Source organism: Pseudomonas sp. LBUM1641, assembly GCF_059716235.1.
The window spans coordinates 6316167-6340903 of sequence record NZ_CP166815.1 but is presented as its reverse complement, the minus strand read 5'-3'; the positions used below and the strand labels follow the sequence as shown (position 1 = coordinate 6340903).

Below are 24737 nucleotides of genomic sequence, written 5' to 3'. Positions count from 1 at the left end.
AAGCACCCAGGCCGCAATGGGCGGCGCACTTTATAAGTGACGGTTGCGCTACAAACACGCAAAATGCAACGATTCTGGCAAATGCCAACGGCATGGCTCACAAGCCTGTCGATAATAACCATCGTTCCAAACAGACCGGGCCTGCTCAATCTATGCGAATGCGCCTTATGTTACTGGGCGGCGGGAATGCCCTCGGGCAGGCGCTGATTCGCCTCGGTGCGGAGGAAGACATCGGTTTCCTCGCCCCGCGTCCGCCCCAAGACGGCTGGGATGCCGCGAGCCTCACGCAACTGCTCGACGACACCCGTCCCGATGCCTTGATCAATCTCGCCTATTACTTCGACTGGTTTCAGGCGGAGACGGTCAGCGAAACGCGTCTGGCTGCCCAGGAATATGCGATCGAGCGCCTGGCGGAACTGTGCCAGCACCACAGCATCACTTTGCTGCAACCGTCCAGCTACCGGGTGTTCGATGGCTCCCGCGCCACCGCCTACAGCGAAAAAGACGAACCCGTGCCCTTGGGCCTGCGGGGTCAGGCGTTGTGGCGCATCGAGCAGAGCGTACGCGCCACCTGCCCGCAGCACGTGCTGTTGCGTTTCGGCTGGCTGCTGGATGACAGCGTCGACGGCACACTCGGGCGCTTCCTGGCCCGGGCCGAAAAACCTGACGAACTGCTGATGGCCGACGACCGCCGGGGCAACCCGACGCCGGTAGACGATGCTGCGCGGGTGATCATTTCGGTGCTCAAGCAACTCGATTGCGCCGCGCCGTTGTGGGGCACTTATCACTACGCCGGCCACGAAGCGACCACCCCGCTGGCGCTCGGGCAGGCGATCCTGACCGAAGCGCGCAACTTCCACCCGCTGGCCGTGGAAGCCCCGACCGCCCAGGCCCACGCCGCCCGTCCGGATGCCGCCGATGAACCGCAACACGCGGTGCTGGCCTGCAAGAAAATCCTCCACACCTTCGGCATCAAGCCACGGGCATGGCGGGCCGGGTTGCCGGCGTTGCTCGACCGGTTCTACCGACACGGTCAAACATAAAAAAAGGCGCCTGTAACCGGCGCCTTTTTTGTGGCGGAGTCCGGACGGATTCAGTTAATGCGTGTTGGCCAAGTGGGGTGCGCCACGGCATACGAAAAATTTGAAACCTTTGGTGCGCGCGGTCATCCATCCCAATAGAGATTGATTGTGCTTACGGCTCGTTCAGCAAAGCAAAAGTCTGGATTCAGAAGAAGACTTCGCCCATCCAGCCATGGGCAGCCTAAAAGAGGAGCCCTGCCCATCATGGCAACAAATTCTCCGGTGAATGGTTCGCCGCCGCCTCACGATGATGTGTATGAGGAGGAGCACGAACTGCAGTTCGCTTTGAGTACCGCCGGGCTTGGTATATGGCGCCTGGATTTGACGACGGGTGAGCTGAAGACCTCGGCCACTTGCCGCCTCAACTTCGGACTCGAACCACAGATACCGTTCAGTTATGAACACATGCAGCGCTCGGTGCACTCCGAAGACAGGAGTCGAGTGGCTGAAGCGTGGGATCGCTCGATCGCTCAACGTTGCGACTACGACGTTCACTACCGCGTCATCACACCATGTGGTGAAACTCGCTGGCTGCACGTGTGCGCGAGACCCCGTTATGCCGATGATGGTCTACCCGTCGCGATGGCGGGAACCGTTCAGGATGTTACCCAAGAGCAGTTACTTCAGTCGCAGAAGATGGAAACGCTGGGGCGAATGACTGGCCGAGTGGCTCATGACTTTAACAATTTGCTGACGGTGATCCGTTCTTCAGCGGATCTTTTGAAGCGTCCTTCCGTATCAGAAGAGCGGCGGCTGCGCCTGGTGGAAGCCATTTCCGAGGCGGTGGAGCGTGGTTCTCATTTCACCAGTCAATTGTTGTCCTTCGCTCGCCGGCAAGCCCTGCATCCTGCACCGCTGGATGTCAATTCAAGCACATTGGCCATGGCCGATACGATTGCTTTGCGGGTTGGCACAGGTATCAACGTACGCATCGAGTCCACAGCAGTACCCTGCGTTGTTCACGTTGACCCAGGACAGTTTGAAGCCGCCATTCTCAATATGGTCGTGAACGCCCGAGACGCCATGATGGATAAGGGCGAGGTGGTCATCCGTGTTGAGTCGATGGACCTTATCCCTGCGTCCGATGGTTATCCGATTATCAAGGGGCGTTTCGTTGCCGTGTCCATCACAGACAATGGCTCGGGTATCGCTCCGTTCAGTCTCGATAGAATCTTTGAACCGTTTTTCTCCACCAAAGGCAAAGGCCAGGGAACCGGGCTGGGGCTCAGTCAGGTATTTGGTTTTGCCAAACAGTCGGGGGGAGAGATCAGGGTAGAGAGTCGTCTGGGTCAGGGAAGTACGTTCACGCTTTATTTGCCCCGCCCTTGAACTGGATGAGCAGATAGCCCGATTGCGCAAATGGAGTTAGCATCGTAAACCTTCGGCTTAAGAGCCTGTTGTTCACATCAGGGTTGCATTGTGGAAAAGCTAAATCGCCTTCAAAGCGGAATAGAAGGGCTGGATGCTCTGCTCAAGGGCGGGCTAGTCGCAGGTGCCTCCTACATTATCCAGGGGCGCCCAGGATCGGGTAAAACCATCCTCGCCAATCAACTGGGGTTTAATCATGCGCGCAACGGGGGCCGTGTCCTGGTCGCCACGTTGCTGGCCGAGTCCCACGACCGTTTATTTCAATTCCTCTCCACCCTGAACTTCTTTGATGTTTCCCGGGTGGGAGCCGAAATTCAGTTCGTCAGTGCGTTTGACACCCTTGAGAACGAAGGTCTCGATGAAGTGGTCAAGCTGCTCCGGCGTGAGATCAGTCGTCAGAAGGCCACCGTGTTAGTGGTCGACGGCTTGCTCAATGCACGCTCCAAGGCTGACTCGCCCATCGACACCAAAAAATTCATTTCCGAGCTGCAGGGGCACGCCGCGTTCGCCGGTTGTACGGTGCTGTTTCTCACCAGTTCCCGATTGGACGACGGCAGTCCTGAGCACACCATGGTTGATGGTGTGATCGAGATGGGTGAAGAGCTTCACGGCAGCCGTTCGGTGCGCCGTATTCACCTGCGCAAAACTCGAGGCAGTGGTGCACTGACCGGACTGCACGAGTGTGAAATTACCGACGATGGCCTGGTGGTCTATCCGCGTCTGGAAAGCCTCTACAGCCATCCATCGTTACCTGACAGTGCCGATCTGACGCGTATCACCAGCGGCATCGGTTCGCTGGACGCCATCATCGGCGGTGGCCTGCACAGTTCTTCCGTTACGCTCGTCATGGGGCCTTCGGGCGTCGGGAAAACCACGTTGGGGCTCAAGTTCCTCGCTGAGTCGACAGTGGAAGCGCCGGGCCTGCATTTCGGTTTTTATGAAAGCCCGCAGCGGTTACGCCTCAAAGGCCAATCGCTGGGTATTGATATCAAGGGTATGGAAGAAAGTGGTGCGCTGAGTATTGCCTGGCAACCCACTACAGAAGGCCTGCTTGATGGTCTCGGCGCACGGCTGCTGAAAATGGTTGAGGAAAAGGGCATCAAGCGCCTGTTCATCGACAGCTTGAGCGGCATGACCCGAGTGTCGACAAACCCGGCACGTATCACTGATTTCTACAGCGCCCTGATGAGCGAGCTTCGTGCCCGTGGCGTAACGGTGTTTGCCTCATGGGAGATGCGTGACGTTTTTGGTTCGGAGGTCAGTTCTCCGACCCCGGACCTGTCCAGTATTGTCGATAACCTGATGCTGATGCGTTTCTTCGAGATTCATTCTGAACTAAGAAGAATGCTTTCGATTCTTAAGGTACGAGACAGCTTCTACGATCCTTCGCTTCTTGAAGTGGTAATCCATGAAAACGGCGTTGACCTGAAGAATGAATCGCCCCGGGTTTCGTAGACACCTCCATGCCTTAAACTGAGGCCAATCAGGAGGTGCCATGAGCAACCCACGTTATCCCGAAGAATTCAAAATCCAAGCGGTCAATCAAGTGACCGAAAAGAAGCTGCCTGTCGCTGATGTGGCGGCGCGTCTTGGCGTGTCGACGCATAGCCTCTATGCCTGGATAAAGCGCTACAGCAAACCTCAGGCAGAACGGCAGCAAGACGACGATCAGCACGCTGAACTGCGTCGTCTGCGAGCGGAACTCAAGCGGGTCACTGAAGAGCGAGACATCTTAAAAAAGGCCGCCGCGTACTTTGCCAAGGAGTGCGGCTGAAGTACGCCTTTATCAAGCAGCGCGCGGGCGACTATTCCATTCGACGGCTTTGCCTGACGCTGAAAGTCCATCCCAGTGGTTATTACGCTTGGTTGTCTGAGCCGCAATCTGCACGCGCTAAAGACGACCAGCGATTGCTGGGTTTGATCAAGCACTCGTGGCTGGAGAGCGGCGGAGTTTATGGCTATCGCAAAATCCATGACGACCTGCGCGAGGTCGGTGAAGCTTGTGGTCGGCATCGTGTGGCGAGGCTGATGCGTCTTGAAGGTCTGCGCTCTCAGACAGGGTATCGACGCCGTCCTGGCAAATACGGCGGTAAGCCAGCGGTCGCCTCACCCAATTTACTGGAGCGCCAGTTCGATGTCGTAGAACCTAACAAAATTTGGGTCACCGACATCACCTACATTCGTACGTATGAAGGTTGGTTGTATTTGGCGGTGGTGCTGGATCTGTTTTCTCGTCAGGTCATTGGCTGGTCAATGAAGGCGCAGATGACCAGTGATTTGGCCATTGATGCGTTATTGATGGCGGTTTGGAGGCGAAAACCGAAACAAGAGGTGATGGTTCATTCCGACCAGGGCAGCCAGTACAGCAGCTCCGATTGGCGCAGTTTTTTGAAGGCAAACAATTTGGTTGCCAGCATGAGCCGCCGAGGCAATTGTCATGACAACGCCGTGGCCGAGAGCTTTTTCCAGCTTCTGAAACGGGAACGGATCAAGCGAAAAATCTACACCACGCGGGAAGATGCTCGCAGTGATGTGTTTGATTACATCGAAATGTTCTACAACGCAAAACGCCGCCATGGTTTCAACAATCAGCTGTCACCGGTAGAGTTTGAAAAACGTTACGCAATGAGCTTGCAAGGTGTCTAGAGAATCCGGGGCGATTCACCCCAGTGGCTGGTGAACATGTAGGCGAAGTTCAAGCCCAGTTGAGTGTCGCTGCTCATGGTCGCCTTGCCGCCCAGGTTGGTCCCGGCCAGCGGGCCCTGGTCAACCTTGACACTGCTGCTGTCCGCTTTCGGGTTGACGGTGATGGCACCGGCGCGAATCAGGATGTCGCCCGCTTCGTGAGCGTGGGCAACGGGGGCAGCGAGGGCGAGCGCGACAAGCGACGCGCCGAGCAGGGACTTGTTCATGGGAGCTCCAGAGGATGTATTAAAAGAGATACATCCAATGGTAAAGATCGTTCAGGCTGGGCTTTTGACTCAGCTCAATGAAACGGTAATAACGCGCTACTCCTGCAATTCGTACACGTAGATCTTGTCGGCATCCATCTGGTAGCCGGCGTCGGCCAGTTCGCTGCTCGACGGTTTGACCTGCATCTGGCCTTCGATCCAGTACGGCTGATACAGCTCGTCGAGCTTCACACCGACTTCGCTTTTGACATGCACGATCTGGTTCGACGGCGGTGGCGGTACATGGATGCACGCGCCGAAATACGGCACCAGCAGGAACTCCGTGGTGCGACCTTCTTCGCTGACTTCCAGCGGCACGATATAACCCGGAAGGCGGATGTGCTTACCGTCCAGGCTTTGTACCACTGGCGCGTTGGGCAGGTCCTGCTTGGCGGCCGGCGCAGACTCCACCGACAACGCATCAGCCATGCCCGACAAGTCGTGCAGCGGTTTCATGTTGGGGATTTCCGGCGGTGCGTCCGGCGGGATCATCTCCTGCCAGGCCAGGTCCCTGGGCTGGTCTTCGGCCCAAGCGGGCAGGGCCACCAGCAGTAACAGCGCGAGCACGACGCGACGCATCAACAGCTTCCTCATAAACGTATCGACAGGCCGTCGGCCAACGATTGGCGGTAGGCGCGCCAGGCCGGCACGCTGCCCATCAGCAGGGCTGCGACGAGAATACCGCCGAGCAGGGTCGATTCATATTCGTTCGGCAGCGACAATGGCAGGTCCAGGCCGTAATTGGCCTGCAAATACCCGCGAGACGCGGCGATGCACACATACAGCAGCCCAACGCCGGCGATCACGCCGGACAGCGCCAGGGCAAAGGCTTCGAAGATCAGCAAGGTCGCAATGTGCCAGGGCCGCGCGCCCACTGAACGCAGGATCGCCATTTCCCGGCGGCGCTCGTTGAGGCTGGTGAGGATCGCGGTGAGCATGCCGATCAAGCCGGTCAGCACCACGAACAGCGAGATCACGAACAAGGCTTTTTCAGCGGTGCCCATCATGCTCCACAGTTCTTGCAGGGCCACGCCCGGCAGGATTGCCAGCATTGGCTCGCCACGGAATTCGTTGATCTCCCGTTGCAGGGCGAAGGTGGAAATCTTGTTGTTCAGGCCGAGCATGAACGCGGTGATGGCTTGCGGCGTCAGGTCCATGTTGCGGGCCTGGTCGGCGCTGATCCGGCCTTTGCCCTGGGCGGGCACGCCGTTGTGCCAGTCGATGTGAATCGCTTCCATGCCACCGAGGCTGATATGCAGCGTGCGGTCCACCGGGGTGCCGGTGCGCTTGAGGATGCCGACCACGGTGAACGGCTTGTCATCGTGCTTGACCAGGCTGACCACCGCCACGCCGTGGGCCAGCACCAGCTTGTCGCCAAGCTTGTAATGCAGGGCATCGGCCACTTCGGCGCCGAGCACCACTTCGAACGGGTCGGTGGCGAAGGCGCGACCGCTGGCCAGTTCGAGGTTCTGCCGGCGGCCGTATTGGTAGTGTTCGAAATAGGATTCGTTGGTGCCCATCACGCGGTAGCCGCGGTGGGAGTCGCCGAGGGAAATCGGGATTGCCCATTTCACCTGCGGGTTGGCGGCGAAGTGCTCGTAGCTGTCCCAGCGAATATTGTTGGTGGCATTGCCGATGCGGAACACCGAATACAGCAGCAAATTCACCGAGCCGGAGCGCGCGCCGACGATCAGGTCGGTGCCGCTGATGGTGCTGGCAAAGCTGGCGCGGGCTTCGGTGCGTACCCGTTCAACCGCCAGCAACAGGCACACCGAGAGGGCGATGGCGAAGGCGGTGAGGATTGCGGTAAAGCGGCGGTTAGCCAGGCTGGCCATGGCTAGTCGAAACAAATACATCTCAAACCTCTACGGGCGTGGCGGCGCGATTGAGTTCGGCCAGCGACAGGTTGCGATCGAACAGCGGCGCCAGGCTCTGGTCATGGCTGACGAACAACAGGCTGGCGCCTGCTTCGCGGCATTCGGCGAACAACAACTGAATGAAGGCCTCCCGGGCGTCGTAGTCCAGGGCTGACGTCGGTTCGTCGGCGATCACCAGCTCCGGCTGGCCGATCAACGCGCGGGCGGCGGCCACCCGCTGTTGCTGGCCGATGGACAGCGAGTCGGCGCGGCGTTCCAGCAGGTCCTTGTCTTTCAGGCCCAGGTGGGCGAGCAACGTCGCGGCGGCCTGGTCGACGCTGCCATGGCGCTGGATTGCCCGTTGCGCCCGCAGTTTGGAGAAGTGGCAGGGCAGTTCGACGTTCTCGCGCACCGAGAGAAACGGCAGCAGGTTGAACTGCTGGAAGATGTAGCCGGTGTGGTCGACGCGGAAGCGGTCGCGGGCGCCGGCCGAGAGTTCGGTCAGCTCCTGGCCCAGCAGCCGAATGCTGCCGCGACTGGGCTTTTGCACACCGCCCAGCAGGCCCAGCAGGGTGGTCTTGCCACTGCCGCTGGGGCCCTTGAGGAACAGGGTTTCCCCCGGCTCCAGGCGAAACGTCGGGATGTCCAGCAGCTGTGGGTGACCCGGCCAGTTGAAGCCCAGGTCAGACAGTTCGATAAGTGCTTGGGTCATAGGGAATCAGTGGTCTGGCTCGATTTGGATGATGACACTGATCAAATGTGGGAGCTGGCTTGCCTGCGATGCAAGCGCCTCGGTATTTCTGAAACACCGCAGCGATGCCATCGCAGGCAAGCCCCCCCACATTAACCGGGGCATTAACTCAGAATTTCAAGGTGGCTGCTGTGGCCGTCGCTTCCACACCCTGCTGGCCGCTCGGGCCAATGAGTTGTACCTGAATTTTCTGGGTGGCGGGGAAGGTCTTGAACACCTGGGTCAGGTCGAGGTTGCTCAGCGCGGTCGGCGTGGCGCAGGTGAACTGGTAGTGGGCGTGGATTTCGCTGTGGTCGTGGTGGTGCTCGTGGGCGGCGGCGCCTTTGCCATCGGTGGCGTGGTCGTCATCGTCTTCATCATGGTCGGCTTCAGGCTTGTCGCCGAACAGCGGGCTGTTCAGTTCCTGGGTGCTGATTACGCAACCGGCGGCCTTGGGCAGGCTGAACAGCACCTGGGGTTGCTCCAGTTGCTTACGGGCGGCGGCGACCTTGGCTTTGTCGGTCGGCGTGGTAGCCAGGTGTTCAAAACCCACCAGGTTCATCGCAGGGCTGTCCAGTTCCAGCTCCAGGGCCTGGCCGTCGAGCACTGCGTTGAGGCGCCCGACACCGTGTTCGTGGGCACCCAGGCTGCCGTGCTCGTGATCATGGTCGTGCTCGTCGGCAGCCTGGGCGATGGCCAGTGGCAACAGGGCAAACGGCAAAGCGAGCAGCAAACGGCGCATGGTGGAGCTCCCGAACAAAGATGAAAGTTTTGTTATGTGATCTTATAACAATTTTGCGAGGAGTTTGACCGCCTGCTTGGCGTAGCGCAAGGCGCGTGGGAGCATGCTCGTCAGAAAAGTGCGGGAGTAAGTGCGATGTTGAGAATTCGTGGAACCGTCGGCGACCTGCCGGTGGACTTGACCCTGGAGCTGGACGACGGCGACTGGGCCCGGCTGGGCGCGCAGTTGCAGGCCAGCAAACCACCGAGTACCGAGCCCGTGGTGGCGCCGGCTGCGGGTAATCTGGACGAGAGCCTGTGGCAGGCCGCCCAGGATTTGCTGCGCAAGGCCGGGCAACTCAACGGCCTGGAATTGCTTGATCAACTGGAGGGCTTGGCCGGCAGCGCCTCGGCGGGCAAGCGCCTGCTGGTGCGCCTGCGCCATAGCGCCAAGGTCAAGGTGGCCAGCGGCGGGGATACGCCGCTGTACAGCTGGATCGAGTAAGGCTTAATACAGCGCGGCGAATAGCTTGCGGCGGTAAACGGTGACCAGTGGATGATCGTTGCCGAGCAATTCGAACACCTGCAGCAGCGTCTTGTGGGGCAAGCCTTCGCTGTAGCTGCGGTTGCGGGTGAACAGCTTGAGCAAGCCATCCAGCGCGGCCTCGTATTGCTGGCGCGCCAGTTGCTGCACGGCCAGTTGATACACCGCCTCGTCATCCTGCGGGTTTTGCGCCAGGCGGGCCTTGAGATCCGCGGCGTCCGGCAGGTCGGCGGCCTGGCGTAGGAAAGTAATCTGCGCCTTGGCGCCGGCCAGTGCCGCCTTGTGATCATCGCTCTTGACCGCGTCGAGCACGGTTTGCGCTTCGCCCAGCTCACCACGTTCTGCCAGGCAGCGGGCGTACAGGATCAGCGCGGCGGCGTTGGTGTTGTCTTCCCCGAGCAAGGTCACCAGCACGGCCTCGGCGTCGGTAATACGGCCTTCGGTAAACAACGCCTGGGCTTGCTCCAGGGGATCGGCAGCAGCCGGCGGCGGCATCTGCACATGTGGCTCCAGCATCGCGCGCACGGCGGATTCTGGCTGCGCACCGGCAAACCCGTCCACCGGCTGGCCATCCTTGAACAGCACCACGGTGGGCAGGCTGCGAATGCCAAAGCGCGAGACCACGTCCGGCTCGGCATCGCAATCGACCTTGGCCAGCAGCAACTCACCCTGATAACTCTCGGCAATCTGCGCGAGCATCGGCATCAACGCCTTGCACGGCGCGCACCACTCGGCCCAGAAATCCACCAGCACGGGTTTTTCGAAGGAATTCTGGATCACTGCCTGGTCGAACGTGGCAGTGGTGGCGTCGAAGATGTACGGCGTGGGCTCACTCATGGGGTATCTCGAAGAAAGCAGGGGATGGGGCAACTATAAGGGTTGGTGGGGTTGGCTGAAAGCGCGCTGCGAATGGTACAGGCTCACCTTGCGAAACTCCCAGGGCTCGGCCAGGTCGGGCAGTGTCAGGGCGTCGAGGATGTCCAGGCGCTGATACTCCGGGTGCTGGAAGTCCCGCACACGGGAATCGGCGACCAGCGCTTCGCGGCCTCGAGTCAGGAATTCATCCAGCAGCGGCAGGTTTGCCCGGTCGTACAGCACATCGGCGACCAGGATCAGGTCAAACCGGTCGGCTTCGGCGAAGAAGTCTGCGGAGTAACCCAACGTCACGCCATTGAGTTCCGCATTCGCCCGGCAGGCTGCCAATGCCAGTGGATCAAGGTCGCAAGCCACCACTTCCAGCGCTCCAGCCTTTACTGCGGCAATCCCGGCGACGCCCGAGCCTGCGCCGAAATCCAGCACCCGCTTGCCCGCGACCCACTCGGGATTAGCCGCCAGATACCGGGCCAGCGCCAAACCGCTGGCCCAGCAGAAACTCCAGTACGGCGGCTCATGCAGGATGCGTCGGGTTTCTTCGGGGCTGAAGGCGCGGTCCATGTTGTCGGCGTCCAGCAGCCACAGCGACAACTCGGTACCCGGCAGAGGGCAAGGCACCAGTTGGGCGTCGCCGATCAGTTCGCTGAGGGCGCGCTGCAGGTCCAGCGGTGGCGTCATGGTGCAGTGACGAGTTGCAGCGGGCCTGTGGTCTGGGTGATCGCTTGGGTGATGCGCACCGGCGGCAGGTGCAGGATCAACTGGCCGGACTGGCTGGCGCGACCGCGCAGTTCAACGCGGGCACCCACCGGGAACGCTTCGGGGTTGAAACGCAGACGGAAGGCCAACGGCTTGTTATTGCCGATCAGCACGCTGCTGGCGAGTAGTTGTTGCGGGCGCGAACGGTCGTCGATCACCAGCAGCGCCAGTTCGACTTCGGCACCCGCTGGCACGCCGTTCAATTGGCCGCTGACTTCACGCTGGTAGGCGGGCAGCGGACCGAGGTCCTCTTCCACGCCCGGGATTTTTTTCTCTTGTTGAGGGGCGGCAACGGGTGCCGCCGGTTTTGGGGCATGGCTGCTGCAGGCGACCAGAAAACCGAGCAACGTGAGCAAAACAAGTGGTCGTAACTGCATGTACGGCTCCAGAAAGGACAAAATCCGTGGCTTAAAAAATATGAAACATAATAGTCAGCCTATATACCGTAAAGGCTATGGCTTGTCTTGCCACAGGGATGCGCTACCATGGCCCTCCCATTTTTTGTTGCCTGCCACCATGCACTGTCCCTTCTGCGGTGCCAACGACACCAAGGTCATTGACTCGCGTCTGGTCGCCGAGGGCGAACAGGTGCGTCGCCGGCGTGAATGCCTGGCCTCTGGCTGCGGTGAACGTTTCACCACCTTCGAAACCGCCGAACTGGTATTGCCACGTCTGATCAAGACCGACGGCAGTCGCCAGCCTTTCGACGAAGAAAAACTGCGCGCCGGAATGCAGCGCGCCCTGGAAAAACGCCCGGTGAGTGTCGAGCGGCTGGAAGCGGCGCTGGTGCATATCAAGCACAAGCTGCGCGCCACTGGCGAGCGCGAAGTCAAATCCCTGGTTGTTGGAGAATTGGTGATGGGCGAGCTGCAAAAGCTCGACGAAGTCGCCTATATCCGTTTCGCCTCGGTGTATCGACGCTTCCAGGACCTCAACGAGTTCCGCGAAGAGATCGACCGCCTGGCCCGTGAGCCGGTAAAAGAATGAACCCACCTTCGGCAGAACAAGCGGTACTCGACGCTCATTACATGGCCCGTGCCCTGGAATTGGCGCGCAATGGCCTATACACCACTCACCCCAACCCACGGGTTGGCTGCGTGATCGTGCGTGACGGGCAGATTGTCGGCGAAGGCTGGCACGTGCGCACCGGCGAACCCCATGCGGAAGTCCATGCCCTGCGGGCGGCGGGCGACAAGGCCCGGGGCGCCACGGCCTACGTGACCCTTGAGCCGTGCAGCCACCACGGGCATACGCCACCATGCGCCGATGCCTTGGTGAATGCCGGTTTGGCCCGTGTTGTCGCGGCGATGCAGGACCCGAACCCGGAAGTCGCCGGGCGTGGCATGCGTCGGTTGGCCCAAGCCGGGATCGAGACGTACAGCGGCTTGCTGGAAAACGAAGCGCGGGCGCTTAACCCGGGCTTTCTCAAGCGCATGGAGCATGGCCTGCCGTTTGTGCGGGTCAAGTTGGCCATGAGCCTGGACGGTCGCACGGCCATGGCCAATGGCGAAAGCCAGTGGATCACCGGCCCGGCCGCCCGTGCCGCCGTGCAACGCCTGCGGGCCCAGGCCAGTGTGGTGCTGACCGGCGCCGACACGGTGCTGGCCGATGGCGCTCGCCTGACGGTGCGCGCCGCCGAGCTGGGCCTGGATGAAGAAACCACCGCCCTGGCAATGTCCCGTCCGCCGCTGCGCGTATTGATCGACGGTCGCCTACGGGTGCCGCTGAACGCGCCGTTCTTCAAGGCTGGCCCGGCGTTGGTCATCACTTGCGTGACACCGGACAACCAGTACCCCACCGGCCCCGAGTGCCTGGTGGTGCCGGGTGTCGACGGCCAGGTCGACCTGCGTTCCGCGCTGGTGGCCCTGGCGGCCCGTGGCGTCAACGAGGTGCTGGTTGAAGCCGGCCCAAGCCTGGCTGGCGCCTTCGCCCAGCAAGGCCTGGTGGACGAGTACGTGATATTCGTCGCCGGCAAGTTCCTCGGCTCCGCTGCCCGGCCTTTGTTGGACTGGCCGCTTGAGAAACTGGCCGACGCCCCCCAACTCAAGATCACTGAAATGCGCGCTGTGGGCGACGACTGGCGAGTCACTGCCATCCCTCTGCCATCAGCGAGCGTATAATTCCCGGCCTGCGCCACGTCTTCAGGAGAACGGCATGTTCACCGGCATCATCGAATCCATCGGCAGCATCCGTGCAATGACCCCAAAAGGCGGCGACGTACGCCTGCTGGTTGAAACCGGCAAGCTCGACCTGAGCGACGTCAAACTGGGCGACAGCATCGCCGTCAGCGGTGTGTGCCTGACCGTCATCGAATTGCCTGGCAACGGCTTTGCCGCCGATGTCAGCCGGGAAACCCTGGACTGCACCGCGATGAACGATCTCAAGAGCGGCAGCCCGGTGAACCTGGAAAAAGCCCTGACCCCGACCACCCGCCTCGGTGGGCACCTGGTCAGCGGTCACGTCGACGGTGTCGGCGAAGTCGTCGCCCGCAGCGAAAACGCGCGTGCCGTGGAATTCCGTATCCGCGCGCCCAAAGAGCTGGCCAAGTACATCGCCCACAAAGGCTCGATCACCGTCGACGGCACCAGCCTGACCGTGAACGCCGTGAATGGCGCCGAATTTGAACTGACCATCATTCCCCACACCCTGAGCGAAACCATCATGGCGTCGTACCAGCCGGGTCGCCGGGTGAACCTGGAAGTCGACTTGCTTGCCCGTTACCTGGAGCGCCTTCTGTTGGGCGACAAGGCCGCAGAGCCTACCGCTGGGAACATCACTGAAAGTTTTTTAGCCGCTAACGGCTACCTTAAATCCTGACCCAAGGGGGTGCCGCGTGGCGCTCAACAGCATCGAAGAACTGGTTGAAGACATCCGCCAAGGCAAGATGGTCATCCTCATGGATGACGAAGACCGCGAGAACGAAGGCGACCTGATCATGGCCGCCGAGTTGTGCCAGCCGGAACACATCAACTTCATGGCCAAGCACGCCCGTGGCCTGATCTGCATGCCAATGAGCCGCGAGCGCTGCGAACTGCTGAAGCTGCCGTTGATGGCGCCGCGCAATGGTTCGGGGTTTGGCACCAAGTTCACCGTGTCCATCGAAGCCACCACCGGTGTGACCACCGGCATCTCCGCTGCTGACCGCGCCCGCACCGTACAAGCCGCTGCCGCGAAAGACGCCAAGGCCGAAGATATCGTCAGCCCTGGCCACATCTTTCCGCTGATGGCCCAACCGGGTGGCACCCTGGCTCGCGCCGGCCACACCGAAGCCGCCTGCGACCTGGCGCGCATGGCCGGTTTCGAGCCGAGCGGTGTGATCTGCGAAGTGATGAACGACGACGGCACCATGTCCCGTCGCGCCGAGCTGGAAGAATTTGCCGCGGTGCACAACATCAAGATCGGTACCATTGCCGACCTGATTCACTACCGGATGATCCACGAACGTACCGTTCAGCGGATTGCCGAGCAGCCGCTGGACAGCGAGCTGGGCCAGTTCAACCTGGTGACCTATCGTGATTCCGTGGAAGGCGACGTGCACATGGCCCTGACCCTGGGCACCATCTGCGCTGAAGAACCGACCCTGGTGCGGGTGCACAACATGGACCCGCTGCGCGACCTGCTGATGGTCAAGCAACCGGGGCGCTGGAGCCTGCGGGCCGCGATGTCCGCGGTGTCCGCGGCTGGCAGCGGCGTGGTATTGCTGCTCGGTAACCCGGTGGATGGCGACGTGTTGCTGGCGCATATCCGCGAAACCGCCGACCACGTGCCGGTGAAAAAACCGACCACCTACAGCATCGTCGGTGCCGGTTCGCAGATCCTGCGGGACCTGGGCGTACGCAAAATGCGCCTGATGAGTGCGCCAATGAAATTTAATGCCATATCCGGTTTCGACCTGGAAGTAGTAGAATACGTGCCCTCCGAATAAAGGCCGGCGTTGTTTACCCCTTGTTCGCGGTTCAAATATCACTGAGGGGCGCGCACTAAGCGCGTCCCGGCTCTTTAAGAGATTTGTCGAATGACCCTGAAGACCATCGAAGGTACCTTCATCGCCCCCAAAGGCCGCTATGCCCTGGTGGTTGGCCGCTTCAACAGCTTCGTGGTTGAAAGCCTGGTAAGCGGTGCTGTGGATGCCCTGGTTCGCCACGGTGTGAGCGAAAGCGATATCACCATTATCCGCGCTCCCGGCGCCTTCGAAATTCCACTGGTTGCGCAGAAAGTTGCACAGCAGGGTGAATACGCGGCGATCATCGCCCTGGGCGCGGTCATTCGTGGCGGTACTCCGCACTTCGAATACGTGGCTGGCGAATGCACCAAGGGCCTGGCCCAGGTGTCCATGGAGTTCGGCGTGCCGGTCGCCTTTGGCGTGCTGACCGTTGATTCCATCGAGCAAGCCATCGAACGTTCCGGCACCAAGGCCGGTAACAAAGGTGCCGAAGCTGCCCTGTCCGCCCTGGAAATGGTCAGCCTGCTGGCACAGTTGGAGGCCAAGTGATTAGCGACGACAGCGATCAGTTCAACCCCCAGGACCCGCGCCCAGCAGACGCCGGCAAGCCCTCGAAGAGCGAAAAGCGTCGTGCGGCCCGTCAGCTCGCGACCCAGGCGCTGTACCAGCGCCACATGGCTAAAACCTCTCTGAACGAAATCGAAGCGCAATTTCGCGTCGATAACGATTTCAGCGCGGCCGATGCCAGCTATTTCCACGACATCTTGCACGGCGTTCCGGCTAACCTGGCGGAGATCGACGCTGCATTGTCGCCGTGCCTGGACCTGGCGATCGAAGAGCTGGACCCGGTTGAACTGGCCGTACTGCGCCTGTCCACCTGGGAACTGCTCAAGCGCGTCGACGTGCCGTACCGCGTGGTGATCAACGAAGGGATCGAACTGGCGAAAGTCTACGGTTCCACCGACGGTCACAAGTTCGTCAACGGCGTGCTCGACAAGCTGGCCCCGCGCCTGCGTGAAGCCGAAGTGAAGGCGTACAAGCGCTAACTGGCGCTTGCTGACGCAATGGGCGAGTTTGAGCTGATCCGCAACTACTTCGCCGCCGCGCCTTGTGCGCAGGGCGGCGAAGGCATTGCACTGGGGATTGGCGACGACTGCGCCTTGCTGGCGGTTCCTCCCGGGGAACAGGTGGCGATTTCCACTGATACGTTGGTGGCCGGCGTGCACTTTGCCGACCCCTGCGATCCGTTTCTGCTCGGCCAGCGCTCGCTGGCCGTGGCAGTCAGCGATCTGGCTGCCATGGGCGCCAATCCCCTCGCGTTTACCCTTGCCCTGACCACCCCGACGGTTGATGCCGATTGGCTGCAACGCTATGCCCAGGGTTTGAACGCCATGGCGCAGGGGTGTGGCGTGGTTCTGGTGGGTGGCGATACCACCCGTGGGCCGCTGAGTCTGACCCTGACCGTGTTTGGCCGGGTGCCGGCGGGCCAGGCCTTGACCCGCAGCGGCGCGCGGCCCGGCGACTTGCTGTGTGTTGGCGGTGAGCTGGGTAACGCGGCGGGCGCACTGCCGCTGGTACTGGGGCAGCGCACGGCAGAGGCTGCGATCGCCGAGCCGCTGCTGGCCCATTACTGGTCGCCGCAACCGCAGTTGGCACTGGGTTTGGCGTTGCGGGGCAAGGCCACGTCTGCCATGGATATTTCCGACGGCCTTCTGGCAGATTGCGGGCATATTGCCAAGGCGTCAGCTGTCAGCTTGTTGATCGAGCAGCAAAAGTTGCCGTTGTCGGCGGCCTTGCTCGCCTTTGTCGGCGACGCGGATGCCCGGGTGGCCGCGTTGAGCGGCGGTGACGACTACGTGCTGGCGTTCACCTTGCCGCCGGCAGAACTGGCGCCGTTGCTGGCGTCCGGTGTGCCGGTGCATGTGATCGGCCGGGTCGAGGCAGGGCAGGGCGTTACCCTGCTGGACGCGGCTGGCCAGGACATCACCCCCGCCATCCATGGCTATCAACATTTCTGAAAGGCATAGAACCAAGCTGAAGGCCAATCGAACCTATTGATCTTTATCAGCGACAATTCAGCTTAAGCGTCTGTAGGAACCTGCTGTTACAATCTATCCCCTGTGAAATCAGAAATCAGGAGCACACGGTGCCCGTCGTTTTCGTTGCCGCTTCCAAGCTGCCAACCCCTTTTGCCACGTTCACCATGAATGGTTTTCTTGAAGAAGCCACCGGGCGCGAACACGTTGTTCTGAGCCTCGGTGATGTGGCCGACGGTGCTCCGGTTCTCGGCCGTTTGCACTCTGAATGCCTGACTGGCGACGCCCTGTTCAGCCAGCGCTGCGACTGCGGCTCGCAACTGGAAGCCGCGTTACAGGCCATCGCCCGCGAAGGCCGTGGCGTATTGTTGTACTTGCGTCAGGAAGGCCGTGGCATCGGCCTGCTGAACAAGATCCGCGCCTACGAGCTGCAAGATGGCGGCGCCGACACCGTTGAAGCCAACGAGCGCCTGGGTTTTGCAGCCGATCAGCGTGATTACGCGATCTGCCTGCCGATGCTCGAGCACCTGGGCGTCAAGTCCCTGCGCCTGATGACCAACAACCCGCGCAAGGTCAAAGCCTTGACCGACATGGGCATCACCGTCGCCGAGCGCGTGCCGCTGCACACCGGCCACAACCCACATAACAAGCTGTACCTGGCCACCAAGGCCAGCAAGCTCGACCACATGATGGGCAACGAGCACCAAGGCGAGGCCGACCGGGCGTGACGCGCGGCCAGGTCAAGCGGCGACTGTCGTTTAACTGGTGGCAATACCTGGCGTTGGCGCTGATGCCGTTGTTTGTGGTCAACCTGGTGTTTGGCAAGGCCGAGCCCTTGCTGCCAGTGCTGGCGATGCCGTTTTTCATCGCCGGCGTGGCCTCGATGTTTTTCAGCCTGCGTTACTTCCATGGCTATAAACACGCGCTGATCGCCACCGGCAAAGCCCTCGATACCCCTGAAGAACCGGCTGCCTGGATCACCCTCGCGGCCCGTCGCCGTGTGGCGTTGCTGGTGGCCGCGCTGCCGGCCTGGGTTGGCGCGCTGGCAGTGTTTGTCGGGCTGGAAGCGGTTCCGCTGTTTCTGCTGGCACTGTCGACCCTGGTGCTGTTCTACCTCTATCGCATTCCGCGTCAGTTGGGTTGATGCGCGCCTGGCTGGCGGTGTTGCTGCTGGTCGTTGCGGCTCAGGCTGCGGCGGTCGAGCGGGTTGTCAGCCTTGCTCCTTCCTTGTCTGAAATCGTCGTTGAGCTGGGCGCTGCTGATTTGCTGGTGGGCGTGCTGGACGGCGGCGAGCGGCCACAGGCCTTGGCGAACGTGCCTTCGGTAGGAAACTACGGGCAGTTGGACATGGAGCGGCTGCTCAGCCTCAAGCCGGACCTGATTCTGCTCTGGCCCGGCAGCGTCGGCCCGGCCCAGCGTGAGCAGCTCCAACGCCTGAACATTCCGGTGTTTGTCGCCGAACCCCACAGCCTCGAACAACTCACCTCGCAAGTTGAAACCATTGCCCGGCAACTGGGGCGGGCTGATGCCGGCCGGCAATTGGCCTCGCAGTTGCGCCAGCGATTGGCCGAGTTGCGCTTGCGCTATTACCGAGCCGAGCCGTGGCGGGTGTTTTATCAGGTGTGGAACCAGCCCCTGTACACCGTTGGCGGCGGGCAGATCATCAGCGATGCACTGAGTGTGTGCGGGGCGCGCAATGTGTTTGATGACCTCAAGCTGCCGGCGCCGCAGGTCAGCATTGAGTCGGTGTTGCAGCGCAATCCCGAGGTGATTCTGGCGGGCGATCAATCGCAACTGGATGCGTGGAAGGCCTGGCCACAGGTGGCGGCGGTGACGAACGGGCATCTGCTGCTGGTGCCCGACAAGGGCCTGGAACGGCCCAGCGGGCAGATGCTGGAAGCAGTGGCGCGGTTGTGCAGTGTGATTGCAGCCAGCGCCGATTAGAGCGCTGGCGTCCATGTCACCCCGAACATCAACGCCCGGCCCTCTTCCCGATAGCCATATTGCTGGCCCTGATACTGATACAGCGCCCGGCTGTATTCTTTGTTCAGCAGGTTATCGAGCTTCATTTCCAGCCTGATCCCACGATTTACCGCCCAACTTCCCCGTAGACCGAGCAAGCCATAGCCGCCTATGGGTTGCTGGTTCGCCGCATCGTCGTAGCTGCTGCTCACCGCTTGCCAGCTGGCGCCGACGCCGAACTGATCGAATTGACGATCCAGGTCCAGGCTCAAGGTGCGTTTGGCCCGACGCGCCAGTGTGCGCCCGGTGTCGCGGTCCCGTGGGTCGATCAGCGCAATGCCGAGGCTGCTTTGCCAGCCGAACAGCTCTTGCTTGAGCGCCGCCTCGAAGCCTTTGATGCGCGCGGAGCTGACGTTTTGCGGGCCGTTGCTGGCGAACACGATCGCATCCTGAATATCGGTGCGGTACAGCGAGGTTTCCAGTCGGCTGGTATCGCTGAGTTGGCTGCGCCACTGCACTTCGTAGCTTTTCGAGGTTTCGGGCTTGAGGTTCGGGTTGCTGTTTTTAAAGCCGAATTCGTCCGGGTAGTAAAGATCGTTGAACGTCGGCGCCCGGAAGCCTTCGCTGTAGCTCAGCAACAGGTCATTGTCCGGATTCAGCGGCAGGGTGAAGGTGCCACTCCAGCTGTTGTGGCCACCGAATTGCTGGTTCTGGTCGCGGCGCAGGCCCAGTTCTGTGGAGAAAGACTGCGCCTGGAAACGGTGCTGGATAAACGCGGCGCGGTTCCAGCGACTGTCTTCGGCGAACGCGGTGCTGCTGTTGACCCGGTCCTCGTACCAGTCGCCGCCCAGGATCAGGCTGTTCTGCGCATTGAGGGTCAGGTCGTTTTGCCAGTTCAGCGAGTTGCGGTAGGTGTTGAACACGCTGCGTTCGGTGCTGAGCTTGTCCCGGGTTTCTTCGCGGTTTTCGCTGTGGCCCGCTTCCAGCCGGGACTTCCACGTTTCATTGATGCGTGCGTCGACATAGCTGCTGACGCTGCTCACGGTGAAGTTGGAATAGGGCTTTTGCGGGGAGAACGAGTTGTCGAATTCGCTTTTGCCGCGGTTATCCAGCACGTTAATGCCGGCTTCGAGGTCATCGTTGAAGGCATGGCTCAGGCTGAAACTGGTGGACTGGTTGCGATAAGCGTCATGGTCGCGGTCACTGGGGTACGAGGCATACGTGCGATTGATCCCGGCGGTGTCATCCAGGCTGGCGCCGAGGTTGAAGCGGGTTTGCTCGTCACCGCCGGACAGGCCCAGGCTGCGTTCCCACGTCTGGTTGCTGCCAAATCCCACATGCAGGCGGGGTTGCAGACCGGACTCGTTGCCGCGTCGGGTAAAGATCTGAATCACCCCGCCAATCGCATCACTGCCGTAGATCACCGAACGCGAACCGCGCAGCACTTCCACCCGTTCGATCTGTTGGATGTTCAGGTGCTGCAGGTTGCTGTCGCCGGAGGTCGAGTTGCCAATGCGCTGGCCATCGACCAACACCAGGCTTTGGGCCGATTTGGTGCCACGAATGTAAATGCTTGCCAGGCTGCCACGGCCACCGGCTTGTGAAACCTGTACGCCGGGCACGCGGCTCAGCAGGTCGGTCACGCTGGTGGGTTGCAGGCGGTCGATGTCGTCGCGGGTGAAGACGGTGTTGGCGGCGCTGCTGTCGTTACGCGCCTGCACCTGGCGGTTGGCGCTGATCACCACGTCGGGCAGCTTGAGGGCTTCGTCGCGCTCGAAGCTGTCGGCGAGCAGGTCGGTGGCTGGCAATAACAGAAGGGGCAGGGCAAGGCGAAGGCGGTTCATGGGCTGTCCGTAGCATTTGAGGTTGGCATAAACAAATGTGGGAGCGGGCTTGCTCGCGAAGGCGCCGTGTCAGTCAATACATCTGTTGACTGACTCACCGCTTTCGCGAGCAAGCCCGCTCCCACATTTTTAATCGCGTTTCTACAGACCCAGCAGGGTCATGCGCTGACGAACCGAAGCTTCGATCCCCGCTTCATCCAGCCCACACTCGGCCAGCATCTGCGCCGGTTTGGCATGCTCGACATACACATCCGGCAAGCCCAGATGCAGCACGGACTTGAGGACGTTCTCCCGCGCCAGGAACTCACTGACCGCCGCACCGGCGCCGCCCATGATGGCGTTTTCTTCGAGGGTCACCAGCAGCTCATGGCTACCGGCGATCTCGCGTACCAGCGCCTCATCCAGTGGTTTGACGAAACGCATGTCCACCACCGTGGCGTCGATCTTCTCGGCCACTTTCAAGGCTTCAGCCAACTGCACGCCAAACACCAGCAAGGCAACGTTGCTGCCTTGGCGACGGACGATGCCCTTGCCGATCTCGATAGGCTCAAGGTCTTTCTCGATCACCGCGTTCGGGCCATTGCCCCGCGGGTAACGCACCGCCGCCGGGCCGTTGTACAGATGGCCGGTGCTGAGCATCTTGCGCAGTTCGTTCTCGTCGCTCGGGGTCATCACCAGCATGCCGGGGATGCAGCGCAGGTACGACAGGTCGAAACTACCGGCGTGAGTCGGGCCGTCTTCGCCCACCAAACCGGCACGGTCGATGGCGAACAACACGTCGAGGTTCTGCACCGCGACGTCATGAATCAATTGGTCATAGCCACGTTGCAGGAACGTGGAATAGATCGCTACCACCGGCTTGGCGCCTTCACAGGCCATGCCGGCGGCGAAGGTCACCGCGTGTTGCTCAGCAATCGCTACGTCGAAATAGCGCAGCGGGAACTGCTCGCTGAACGCTACCAGGTCGGAGCCTTCCTTCATCGCCGGGGTGATGCCCACCAGGCGCGGATCGGCGGCGGCCATGTCGCACAGCCATTCGCCAAACACGCCGGAGTACTTCGGCCCGCTGGCTTTCTTGGGCGCAGCAGCCGGTGCGTTCAACGGTTCAAGCTTGGTGATCGCGTGGTAACCAATCGGGTCGACTTCCGCCGGGGCGAAGCCTTTGCCTTTTTTGGTGACGATGTGCAGGAACTGCGGGCCTTTCAGGTCACGCATGTTGCGCAGGGTCGCGATCAAAGTTGGCAGGTCGTGGCCGTCGATCGGGCCAATGTAGTTCCAGCCCAGCTCTTCGAACAGGGTGCCGGGAACCAGCATGCCCTTGGCATATTCTTCGGTACGACGGGCAATTTCCCACGCGCCGGGCAGACGCGAGAGCACCTTCTTGCTGCCTTCACGCATGCTGGCGTAAGTGCGGCTGGAGAGGATTTTTGCCAGGTAATTCGACAGGCCGCCGACATTGCGCGAGATCGACATGTCGTTGTCGTTGAGGATCACCAGCATGTTGGCGTTCACTTCCGGCGCATGGTTCAGCGCCTCGAAGGCCATGCCGGCGGTCAACGCGCCATCACCGATCACCGCAATCGCCTTGCGATCGCTGTTCTGCAGGCGGGCGGCAATCGCCATGCCCAGCGCTGCACTGATGGAGGTGCTGGAGTGGCCGACGCCAAAGGTGTCGTACTCGCTCTCGGAGCGGCGCGGGAAGGCGGCGATGCCGTCCTTCTGGCGCAGGCTGGCCATGCGCTCGCGGCGTCCGGTGAGGATCTTGTGTGGATAGGCCTGATGACCCACGTCCCACACCAGCCGGTCGTCCGGGGTGTCGAACACGTAATGCAGCGCAATGGTCAGCTCGATGACGCCCAGGCCAGCACCGAAATGCCCACCGGTCTGGCCGACCGTATAGAGCAATTCCAGGCGCAACTCATCGGCCAGGGTTTCCAGCTCGGCTTCACCCAGGCGGCGCAGGCCGGCTGGCGTGTTGGCACGGTCCAGCAGGGGCGTGGCCGGGCGCTTGCGGGGAATCTCTTGGAACGTCGTGGGCATCAGGCGAATCGTTATAGGTATAGAAGAGGCGGCAGTTTACCTCAAGCATCGCAAACTGCCCACGCAGAGCGCCGAACTTGGCTGATATGCGGTGGAAAAGGCCGCTGCTGTCAGTGACGGCGCTCGACGATATACCGCGCCAGGTCACGCAGTGGCTCGGCAGCCGCGTCGAAAGGTCGCAGGGCATCCAGCGCCTGGTCCCGCAGCTCCAGAGCGTAAGCCTTGGCGGCTTGCAGGCCGAGCAGCGAAGGATAAGTCGGCTTGTCCCGTGCGATATCGGCACCCTGGCGTTTGCCGAGGGTTGCGGTATCACTTTCAACGTCGAGAATGTCGTCCTGCACCTGGAACGCCAGGCCCACGGCCCGCGCGTAGGTTTGCAGCGCCGCCAGTTGCGCGGCTTCGGCACGGCCACTGGCCAGGGCGCCAAGGTGCACGGCGGCTTCGATCAGCGCGCCGGTCTTGTGACGGTGCATGTATTCCAAAGCGTGCTGATCGAGCTTGAGGCCGACCGAACCCAGGTCAATCGCCTGGCCGCCGACCATACCGGCCGGGCCCGCTGCCAATGCCAGCGCGGTGACCATGCGCAGGCGGATCTCGGCGTTGACGCTGCTCAGGCGCGGGTCCAGCAGGGCGCTGAACGCCAGGCTTTGCAGACCGTCACCGGCGAGAATCGCGCAGGCTTCATCGAAAGCTTTATGGGTGGTGGGCTGGCCGCGACGCAGATCGTCGTCGTCCATCGCCGGCAAATCGTCGTGTACCAGGGAATAGGCGTGGATCAACTCCACCGCACAGGCGGCGCCATTGGCTTCTTCCGGTTGCGCGCCAAGTGCTTCGCAGGCCGCGTAGGCAAGCAACGGGCGAACGCGCTTGCCGCCATTCATCACGCTGTAGCGCATGGCCTCATACAGGCGGTTCAGCTCAGGGCTGGGTGCAATAAACAGCGGTTCCAGCGCAGCATTGACCCGGGCCTGGCTGCCGGCCTGATAAGCGTCGATCATTCAGGCTGTTCCGCATCGAAAGGTTCTTCGGCCAACTCCCCGTCGCGCTCCAGCAACACCTGGACCTTCTGCTCCGCTTGCGCCAAGGCGCTCTGACAGTCGCGGGTCAGGCCGATGCCTTGCTCGAATGCGGTCAACGAGTCTTCCAGCGACAACTCGCCGTTCTCCATACGCTCGACCAGGGTTTGCAGGTCGGCGAGGGATTGTTCGAAATCGAGTGCAACTTTTTTGCGGGCCATGGCGGCTATTCCGGTAGACGGTAAACCGGCGCGACACTAGCAGACATGGGGGATTGGGGCAAATGAGTGGGGGGAATTGCAGGTGTGCGTGAGCCGAATAATGGACTTATTCGGCTCACCGAATGAGCCGATTAGCCAGGTTATTCGGCTCACCGTCGATCAGAAGTCGTATGAAGCCGGTCATCGGGTTTTTGGAGGTAGAGGGCAAGGCATTTATCAGGGAGATGAAGGTGGTCGTTGGCGATTTAGCGCAGGTCATCCGGTTGAGTCAGGTCGACCAGGAGTTTGCTGTGGTTAAGGTAGTAGAGCGGGGCGACGTTTTATGAAGCGGTCGTCGATGGGATGAGACGGTGTTGAGGGGGGGCGTTTCTTGCTGATAAAGCTATCTTGCCGGGAGATCCTATTTTTGTTTAAACGTATGTTGGTTGGAGGTGGATTTCAGTTGTTGTTAAATCCACATAGCTTGGCTTTTGGGCTGGCGCCTCGTCTATTTCAATAAGAACGACAGATCCGCCAATTCTTATAGCTGCGCAATTATCGTCATCGACAGAGATTAGCTCGGCCACCAAGTGCGTAGTTCCGTTCTTGAAATACAAGAGATCAACGTTTGAGTCTGCGGGTTTAATATTTTCTCCCCAGTAAAAAATATCATCTAGATTCAACTCAACATCGCATTGTTGACCTACTTCAGGAGCGCTTCCAATCCACACTGCTACCCCGTTGCCGGCAGGTGAGCGAAAACTCACATGCAATGTGCTGTCTTTTGAAAATACGTCCGCTATTTTTACAATCATT

The 24737-nt window shown here is 61.0% G+C and carries 28 protein-coding genes and 1 pseudogene; 16 read left to right on the top strand and 13 right to left on the bottom strand.

The window, feature by feature from the left end; all coding sequences use genetic code 11:
- Positions 1–152 precede the first annotated feature (152 nt).
- The 4 genes from ACA046_RS29225 (at position 153) to ACA046_RS29210 (ending at position 5096) form a co-directional block, all read left to right on the top strand.
- The gene (locus ACA046_RS29225) at positions 153–1043 is read left to right on the top strand and encodes a sugar nucleotide-binding protein (protein WP_008436463.1); all 891 of its coding nucleotides are present in this window, start codon (positions 153–155) and stop codon (positions 1041–1043) included.
- Between the two features lie 243 nt (positions 1044–1286).
- A complete protein-coding gene (locus tag ACA046_RS29220; RefSeq protein ID WP_497675452.1) occupies positions 1287–2411 on the top strand; it encodes a PAS domain-containing sensor histidine kinase in 1125 nt (374 codons plus the stop codon).
- 90 nt (positions 2412–2501) lie between these two features.
- Positions 2502–3905 carry an ATPase domain-containing protein gene (locus ACA046_RS29215; RefSeq protein WP_497675451.1) on the top strand — a complete coding sequence of 468 codons (1404 nt, stop codon included), beginning with the start codon at positions 2502–2504 and terminating at the stop codon, positions 3903–3905.
- Between the two features lie 40 nt (positions 3906–3945).
- A protein-coding gene (locus tag ACA046_RS29210; RefSeq protein ID WP_497675450.1) for an IS3 family transposase occupies positions 3946–5096 on the top strand; the annotation gives its coding sequence in 2 pieces (ribosomal slippage) (positions 3946–4180 and positions 4180–5096; 1152 coding nt in all).
- A 17-nt stretch (positions 5097–5113) separates the two neighbouring features.
- On the opposite strand, the pseudogene ACA046_RS29205 reads toward ACA046_RS29210, so the two are convergent.
- The 5 genes and pseudogenes from ACA046_RS29205 to ACA046_RS29185 form a co-directional block, all read right to left on the bottom strand.
- Positions 5114–5362, bottom strand: a pseudogene (locus ACA046_RS29205) (OmpW family outer membrane protein); the annotation flags it as partial.
- A 96-nt stretch (positions 5363–5458) separates the two neighbouring features.
- Positions 5459–5980: a DUF3299 domain-containing protein gene (locus ACA046_RS29200; protein WP_459024100.1), complete on the bottom strand. Its 522-nt coding sequence runs from the start codon at positions 5978–5980 to the stop codon at positions 5459–5461.
- An 11-nt stretch (positions 5981–5991) separates the two neighbouring features.
- Positions 5992–7257: an ABC transporter permease gene (locus ACA046_RS29195; protein ID WP_497675449.1), complete on the bottom strand. Its 1266-nt coding sequence runs from the start codon at positions 7255–7257 to the stop codon at positions 5992–5994.
- 1 nt (position 7258) lies between these two features.
- The gene (locus ACA046_RS29190; RefSeq protein ID WP_459024097.1) at positions 7259–7969 is read right to left on the bottom strand and encodes an ABC transporter ATP-binding protein; all 711 of its coding nucleotides are present in this window, start codon (positions 7967–7969) and stop codon (positions 7259–7261) included.
- Between the two features lie 148 nt (positions 7970–8117).
- The gene (locus tag ACA046_RS29185; protein WP_459024095.1) at positions 8118–8729 is read right to left on the bottom strand and encodes a DUF2796 domain-containing protein; all 612 of its coding nucleotides are present in this window, start codon (positions 8727–8729) and stop codon (positions 8118–8120) included.
- Between the two features lie 135 nt (positions 8730–8864).
- On the opposite strand from ACA046_RS29185, the gene ACA046_RS29180 reads away from it, so the two are divergent.
- Positions 8865–9212 carry a hypothetical protein gene (locus tag ACA046_RS29180; protein WP_459024094.1) on the top strand — a complete coding sequence of 116 codons (348 nt, stop codon included), beginning with the start codon at positions 8865–8867 and terminating at the stop codon, positions 9210–9212.
- Positions 9213–9215: 3 nt separating this feature from the next.
- Here ACA046_RS29180 and trxA read toward each other — a convergent pair whose 3' ends face one another.
- From trxA to ACA046_RS29165, 3 genes are read right to left on the bottom strand one after another with little or no spacing between them, the layout of a single operon-like run.
- Complete coding sequence (trxA, locus tag ACA046_RS29175; protein WP_497675448.1) at positions 9216–10088, bottom strand: thioredoxin; 873 nt, start codon at positions 10086–10088, stop codon at positions 9216–9218.
- 33 nt (positions 10089–10121) lie between these two features.
- On the bottom strand, positions 10122–10802 hold the full coding sequence (locus ACA046_RS29170; RefSeq protein ID WP_459024091.1) for a class I SAM-dependent methyltransferase: 681 nt from the start codon (positions 10800–10802) through the stop codon (positions 10122–10124).
- Positions 10799–11257, bottom strand: a complete 459-nt coding sequence (locus tag ACA046_RS29165) for a YbaY family lipoprotein (protein ID WP_076016662.1) — start codon at positions 11255–11257, stop codon at positions 10799–10801. The genes ACA046_RS29170 and ACA046_RS29165 overlap by 4 nt, the downstream gene beginning before the upstream one ends.
- A gap of 139 nt (positions 11258–11396) precedes the next feature.
- Between ACA046_RS29165 and nrdR the strand changes: the two genes are divergently transcribed.
- From nrdR to ACA046_RS29115, 10 genes are all read left to right on the top strand, one after another.
- A complete protein-coding gene (gene nrdR / locus ACA046_RS29160; RefSeq protein ID WP_003209990.1) occupies positions 11397–11867 on the top strand; it encodes a transcriptional regulator NrdR in 471 nt (156 codons plus the stop codon).
- Positions 11864–13000 (top strand): bifunctional diaminohydroxyphosphoribosylaminopyrimidine deaminase/5-amino-6-(5-phosphoribosylamino)uracil reductase RibD, encoded by a 1137-nt coding sequence (gene ribD, locus ACA046_RS29155; RefSeq protein WP_459024088.1) that lies wholly within the window; start codon positions 11864–11866, stop codon positions 12998–13000. Before nrdR ends, ribD begins: the two co-directional genes overlap by 4 nt.
- Positions 13001–13034: 34 nt before the next feature.
- Entirely contained in the window at positions 13035–13697 is a 663-nt protein-coding gene (locus ACA046_RS29150) for a riboflavin synthase (protein ID WP_497675447.1), read from the top strand.
- A gap of 16 nt (positions 13698–13713) precedes the next feature.
- Positions 13714–14805, top strand: coding sequence for a bifunctional 3,4-dihydroxy-2-butanone-4-phosphate synthase/GTP cyclohydrolase II (gene ribBA / locus ACA046_RS29145; protein WP_076016664.1), 1092 nt, complete (start codon positions 13714–13716; stop codon positions 14803–14805).
- 90 nt (positions 14806–14895) lie between these two features.
- A complete protein-coding gene (gene ribH, locus ACA046_RS29140; protein ID WP_003209986.1) occupies positions 14896–15372 on the top strand; it encodes a 6,7-dimethyl-8-ribityllumazine synthase in 477 nt (158 codons plus the stop codon).
- The gene (nusB, locus tag ACA046_RS29135; protein WP_076016665.1) at positions 15369–15869 is read left to right on the top strand and encodes a transcription antitermination factor NusB; all 501 of its coding nucleotides are present in this window, start codon (positions 15369–15371) and stop codon (positions 15867–15869) included. Before ribH ends, nusB begins: the two co-directional genes overlap by 4 nt.
- Before the next feature lie 18 nt (positions 15870–15887).
- Positions 15888–16841: a thiamine-phosphate kinase gene (gene thiL, locus ACA046_RS29130; RefSeq protein ID WP_497675446.1), complete on the top strand. Its 954-nt coding sequence runs from the start codon at positions 15888–15890 to the stop codon at positions 16839–16841.
- Between the two features lie 128 nt (positions 16842–16969).
- Positions 16970–17587, top strand: coding sequence for a GTP cyclohydrolase II (gene ribA, locus ACA046_RS29125; RefSeq protein ID WP_076016667.1), 618 nt, complete (start codon positions 16970–16972; stop codon positions 17585–17587).
- Positions 17584–18003 carry an MFS transporter gene (locus ACA046_RS29120; protein ID WP_497675445.1) on the top strand — a complete coding sequence of 140 codons (420 nt, stop codon included), beginning with the start codon at positions 17584–17586 and terminating at the stop codon, positions 18001–18003. Before ribA ends, ACA046_RS29120 begins: the two co-directional genes overlap by 4 nt.
- The gene (locus tag ACA046_RS29115; protein WP_459024079.1) at positions 18003–18803 is read left to right on the top strand and encodes a cobalamin-binding protein; all 801 of its coding nucleotides are present in this window, start codon (positions 18003–18005) and stop codon (positions 18801–18803) included. Before ACA046_RS29120 ends, ACA046_RS29115 begins: the two co-directional genes overlap by 1 nt.
- Here ACA046_RS29115 and ACA046_RS29110 read toward each other — a convergent pair.
- The 4 genes from ACA046_RS29110 to ACA046_RS29095 all read right to left on the bottom strand — a co-directional run bounded on the left by ACA046_RS29110 (position 18800) and on the right by ACA046_RS29095 (position 23942).
- Positions 18800–20665: a TonB-dependent receptor domain-containing protein gene (locus tag ACA046_RS29110; RefSeq protein ID WP_497675444.1), complete on the bottom strand. Its 1866-nt coding sequence runs from the start codon at positions 20663–20665 to the stop codon at positions 18800–18802. The genes ACA046_RS29115 and ACA046_RS29110 overlap by 4 nt on opposite strands.
- 141 nt (positions 20666–20806) lie before the next feature.
- Positions 20807–22705 (bottom strand): 1-deoxy-D-xylulose-5-phosphate synthase, encoded by a 1899-nt coding sequence (dxs, locus tag ACA046_RS29105; RefSeq protein WP_497675443.1) that lies wholly within the window; start codon positions 22703–22705, stop codon positions 20807–20809.
- A 110-nt stretch (positions 22706–22815) separates the two neighbouring features.
- Positions 22816–23703, bottom strand: coding sequence for a (2E,6E)-farnesyl diphosphate synthase (gene ispA, locus ACA046_RS29100; protein WP_497675442.1), 888 nt, complete (start codon positions 23701–23703; stop codon positions 22816–22818).
- Positions 23700–23942, bottom strand: coding sequence for an exodeoxyribonuclease VII small subunit (locus tag ACA046_RS29095; protein ID WP_003209964.1), 243 nt, complete (start codon positions 23940–23942; stop codon positions 23700–23702). The genes ispA and ACA046_RS29095 overlap by 4 nt, the downstream gene beginning before the upstream one ends.
- Before the next feature lie 170 nt (positions 23943–24112).
- On the opposite strand from ACA046_RS29095, the gene ACA046_RS29090 reads away from it, so the two are divergent.
- Positions 24113–24268 carry a hypothetical protein gene (locus tag ACA046_RS29090; protein ID WP_497675441.1) on the top strand — a complete coding sequence of 52 codons (156 nt, stop codon included), beginning with the start codon at positions 24113–24115 and terminating at the stop codon, positions 24266–24268.
- Positions 24269–24352: 84 nt separating this feature from the next.
- On the opposite strand, the gene ACA046_RS29085 is transcribed toward ACA046_RS29090, so the two are convergent.
- The gene (locus tag ACA046_RS29085; protein WP_497675440.1) at positions 24353–24736 is read right to left on the bottom strand and encodes a hypothetical protein; all 384 of its coding nucleotides are present in this window, start codon (positions 24734–24736) and stop codon (positions 24353–24355) included.
- Position 24737 lies beyond the last annotated feature (1 nt).

What these genes read in the sequence shown, in the direction of transcription:
- ACA046_RS29225 (WP_008436463.1), top strand. Translation starts at nt 153, where the DNA reads ATGCGAATGCGCCTTATGTTACTGGGCGGCGGGAATGCCCTCGGGCAG.
- ACA046_RS29220 (WP_497675452.1), top strand. Translation starts at nt 1,287, where the DNA reads ATGGCAACAAATTCTCCGGTGAATGGTTCGCCGCCGCCTCACGATGAT.
- ACA046_RS29200 (WP_459024100.1), bottom strand. Translation starts at nt 5,980, where the DNA reads ATGCGTCGCGTCGTGCTCGCGCTGTTACTGCTGGTGGCCCTGCCCGCT.
- ACA046_RS29195 (WP_497675449.1), bottom strand. Translation starts at nt 7,257, where the DNA reads ATGTATTTGTTTCGACTAGCCATGGCCAGCCTGGCTAACCGCCGCTTT.
- ACA046_RS29190 (WP_459024097.1), bottom strand. Translation starts at nt 7,969, where the DNA reads ATGACCCAAGCACTTATCGAACTGTCTGACCTGGGCTTCAACTGGCCG.
- ACA046_RS29185 (WP_459024095.1), bottom strand. Translation starts at nt 8,729, where the DNA reads ATGCGCCGTTTGCTGCTCGCTTTGCCGTTTGCCCTGTTGCCACTGGCC.
- ACA046_RS29180 (WP_459024094.1), top strand. Translation starts at nt 8,865, where the DNA reads ATGTTGAGAATTCGTGGAACCGTCGGCGACCTGCCGGTGGACTTGACC.
- trxA (WP_497675448.1), bottom strand. Translation starts at nt 10,088, where the DNA reads ATGAGTGAGCCCACGCCGTACATCTTCGACGCCACCACTGCCACGTTC.
- ACA046_RS29170 (WP_459024091.1), bottom strand. Translation starts at nt 10,802, where the DNA reads ATGACGCCACCGCTGGACCTGCAGCGCGCCCTCAGCGAACTGATCGGC.
- ACA046_RS29165 (WP_076016662.1), bottom strand. Translation starts at nt 11,257, where the DNA reads ATGCAGTTACGACCACTTGTTTTGCTCACGTTGCTCGGTTTTCTGGTC.
- nrdR (WP_003209990.1), top strand. Translation starts at nt 11,397, where the DNA reads ATGCACTGTCCCTTCTGCGGTGCCAACGACACCAAGGTCATTGACTCG.
- ribD (WP_459024088.1), top strand. Translation starts at nt 11,864, where the DNA reads ATGAACCCACCTTCGGCAGAACAAGCGGTACTCGACGCTCATTACATG.
- ACA046_RS29150 (WP_497675447.1), top strand. Translation starts at nt 13,035, where the DNA reads ATGTTCACCGGCATCATCGAATCCATCGGCAGCATCCGTGCAATGACC.
- ribH (WP_003209986.1), top strand. Translation starts at nt 14,896, where the DNA reads ATGACCCTGAAGACCATCGAAGGTACCTTCATCGCCCCCAAAGGCCGC.
- thiL (WP_497675446.1), top strand. Translation starts at nt 15,888, where the DNA reads ATGGGCGAGTTTGAGCTGATCCGCAACTACTTCGCCGCCGCGCCTTGT.
- ACA046_RS29115 (WP_459024079.1), top strand. Translation starts at nt 18,003, where the DNA reads ATGCGCGCCTGGCTGGCGGTGTTGCTGCTGGTCGTTGCGGCTCAGGCT.
- ACA046_RS29110 (WP_497675444.1), bottom strand. Translation starts at nt 20,665, where the DNA reads ATGAACCGCCTTCGCCTTGCCCTGCCCCTTCTGTTATTGCCAGCCACC.
- dxs (WP_497675443.1), bottom strand. Translation starts at nt 22,705, where the DNA reads ATGCCCACGACGTTCCAAGAGATTCCCCGCAAGCGCCCGGCCACGCCC.
- ispA (WP_497675442.1), bottom strand. Translation starts at nt 23,703, where the DNA reads ATGATCGACGCTTATCAGGCCGGCAGCCAGGCCCGGGTCAATGCTGCG.
- ACA046_RS29095 (WP_003209964.1), bottom strand. Translation starts at nt 23,942, where the DNA reads ATGGCCCGCAAAAAAGTTGCACTCGATTTCGAACAATCCCTCGCCGAC.
- ACA046_RS29090 (WP_497675441.1), top strand. Translation starts at nt 24,113, where the DNA reads ATGAAGCCGGTCATCGGGTTTTTGGAGGTAGAGGGCAAGGCATTTATC.
- ACA046_RS29085 (WP_497675440.1), bottom strand. Translation starts at nt 24,736, where the DNA reads ATGATTGTAAAAATAGCGGACGTATTTTCAAAAGACAGCACATTGCAT.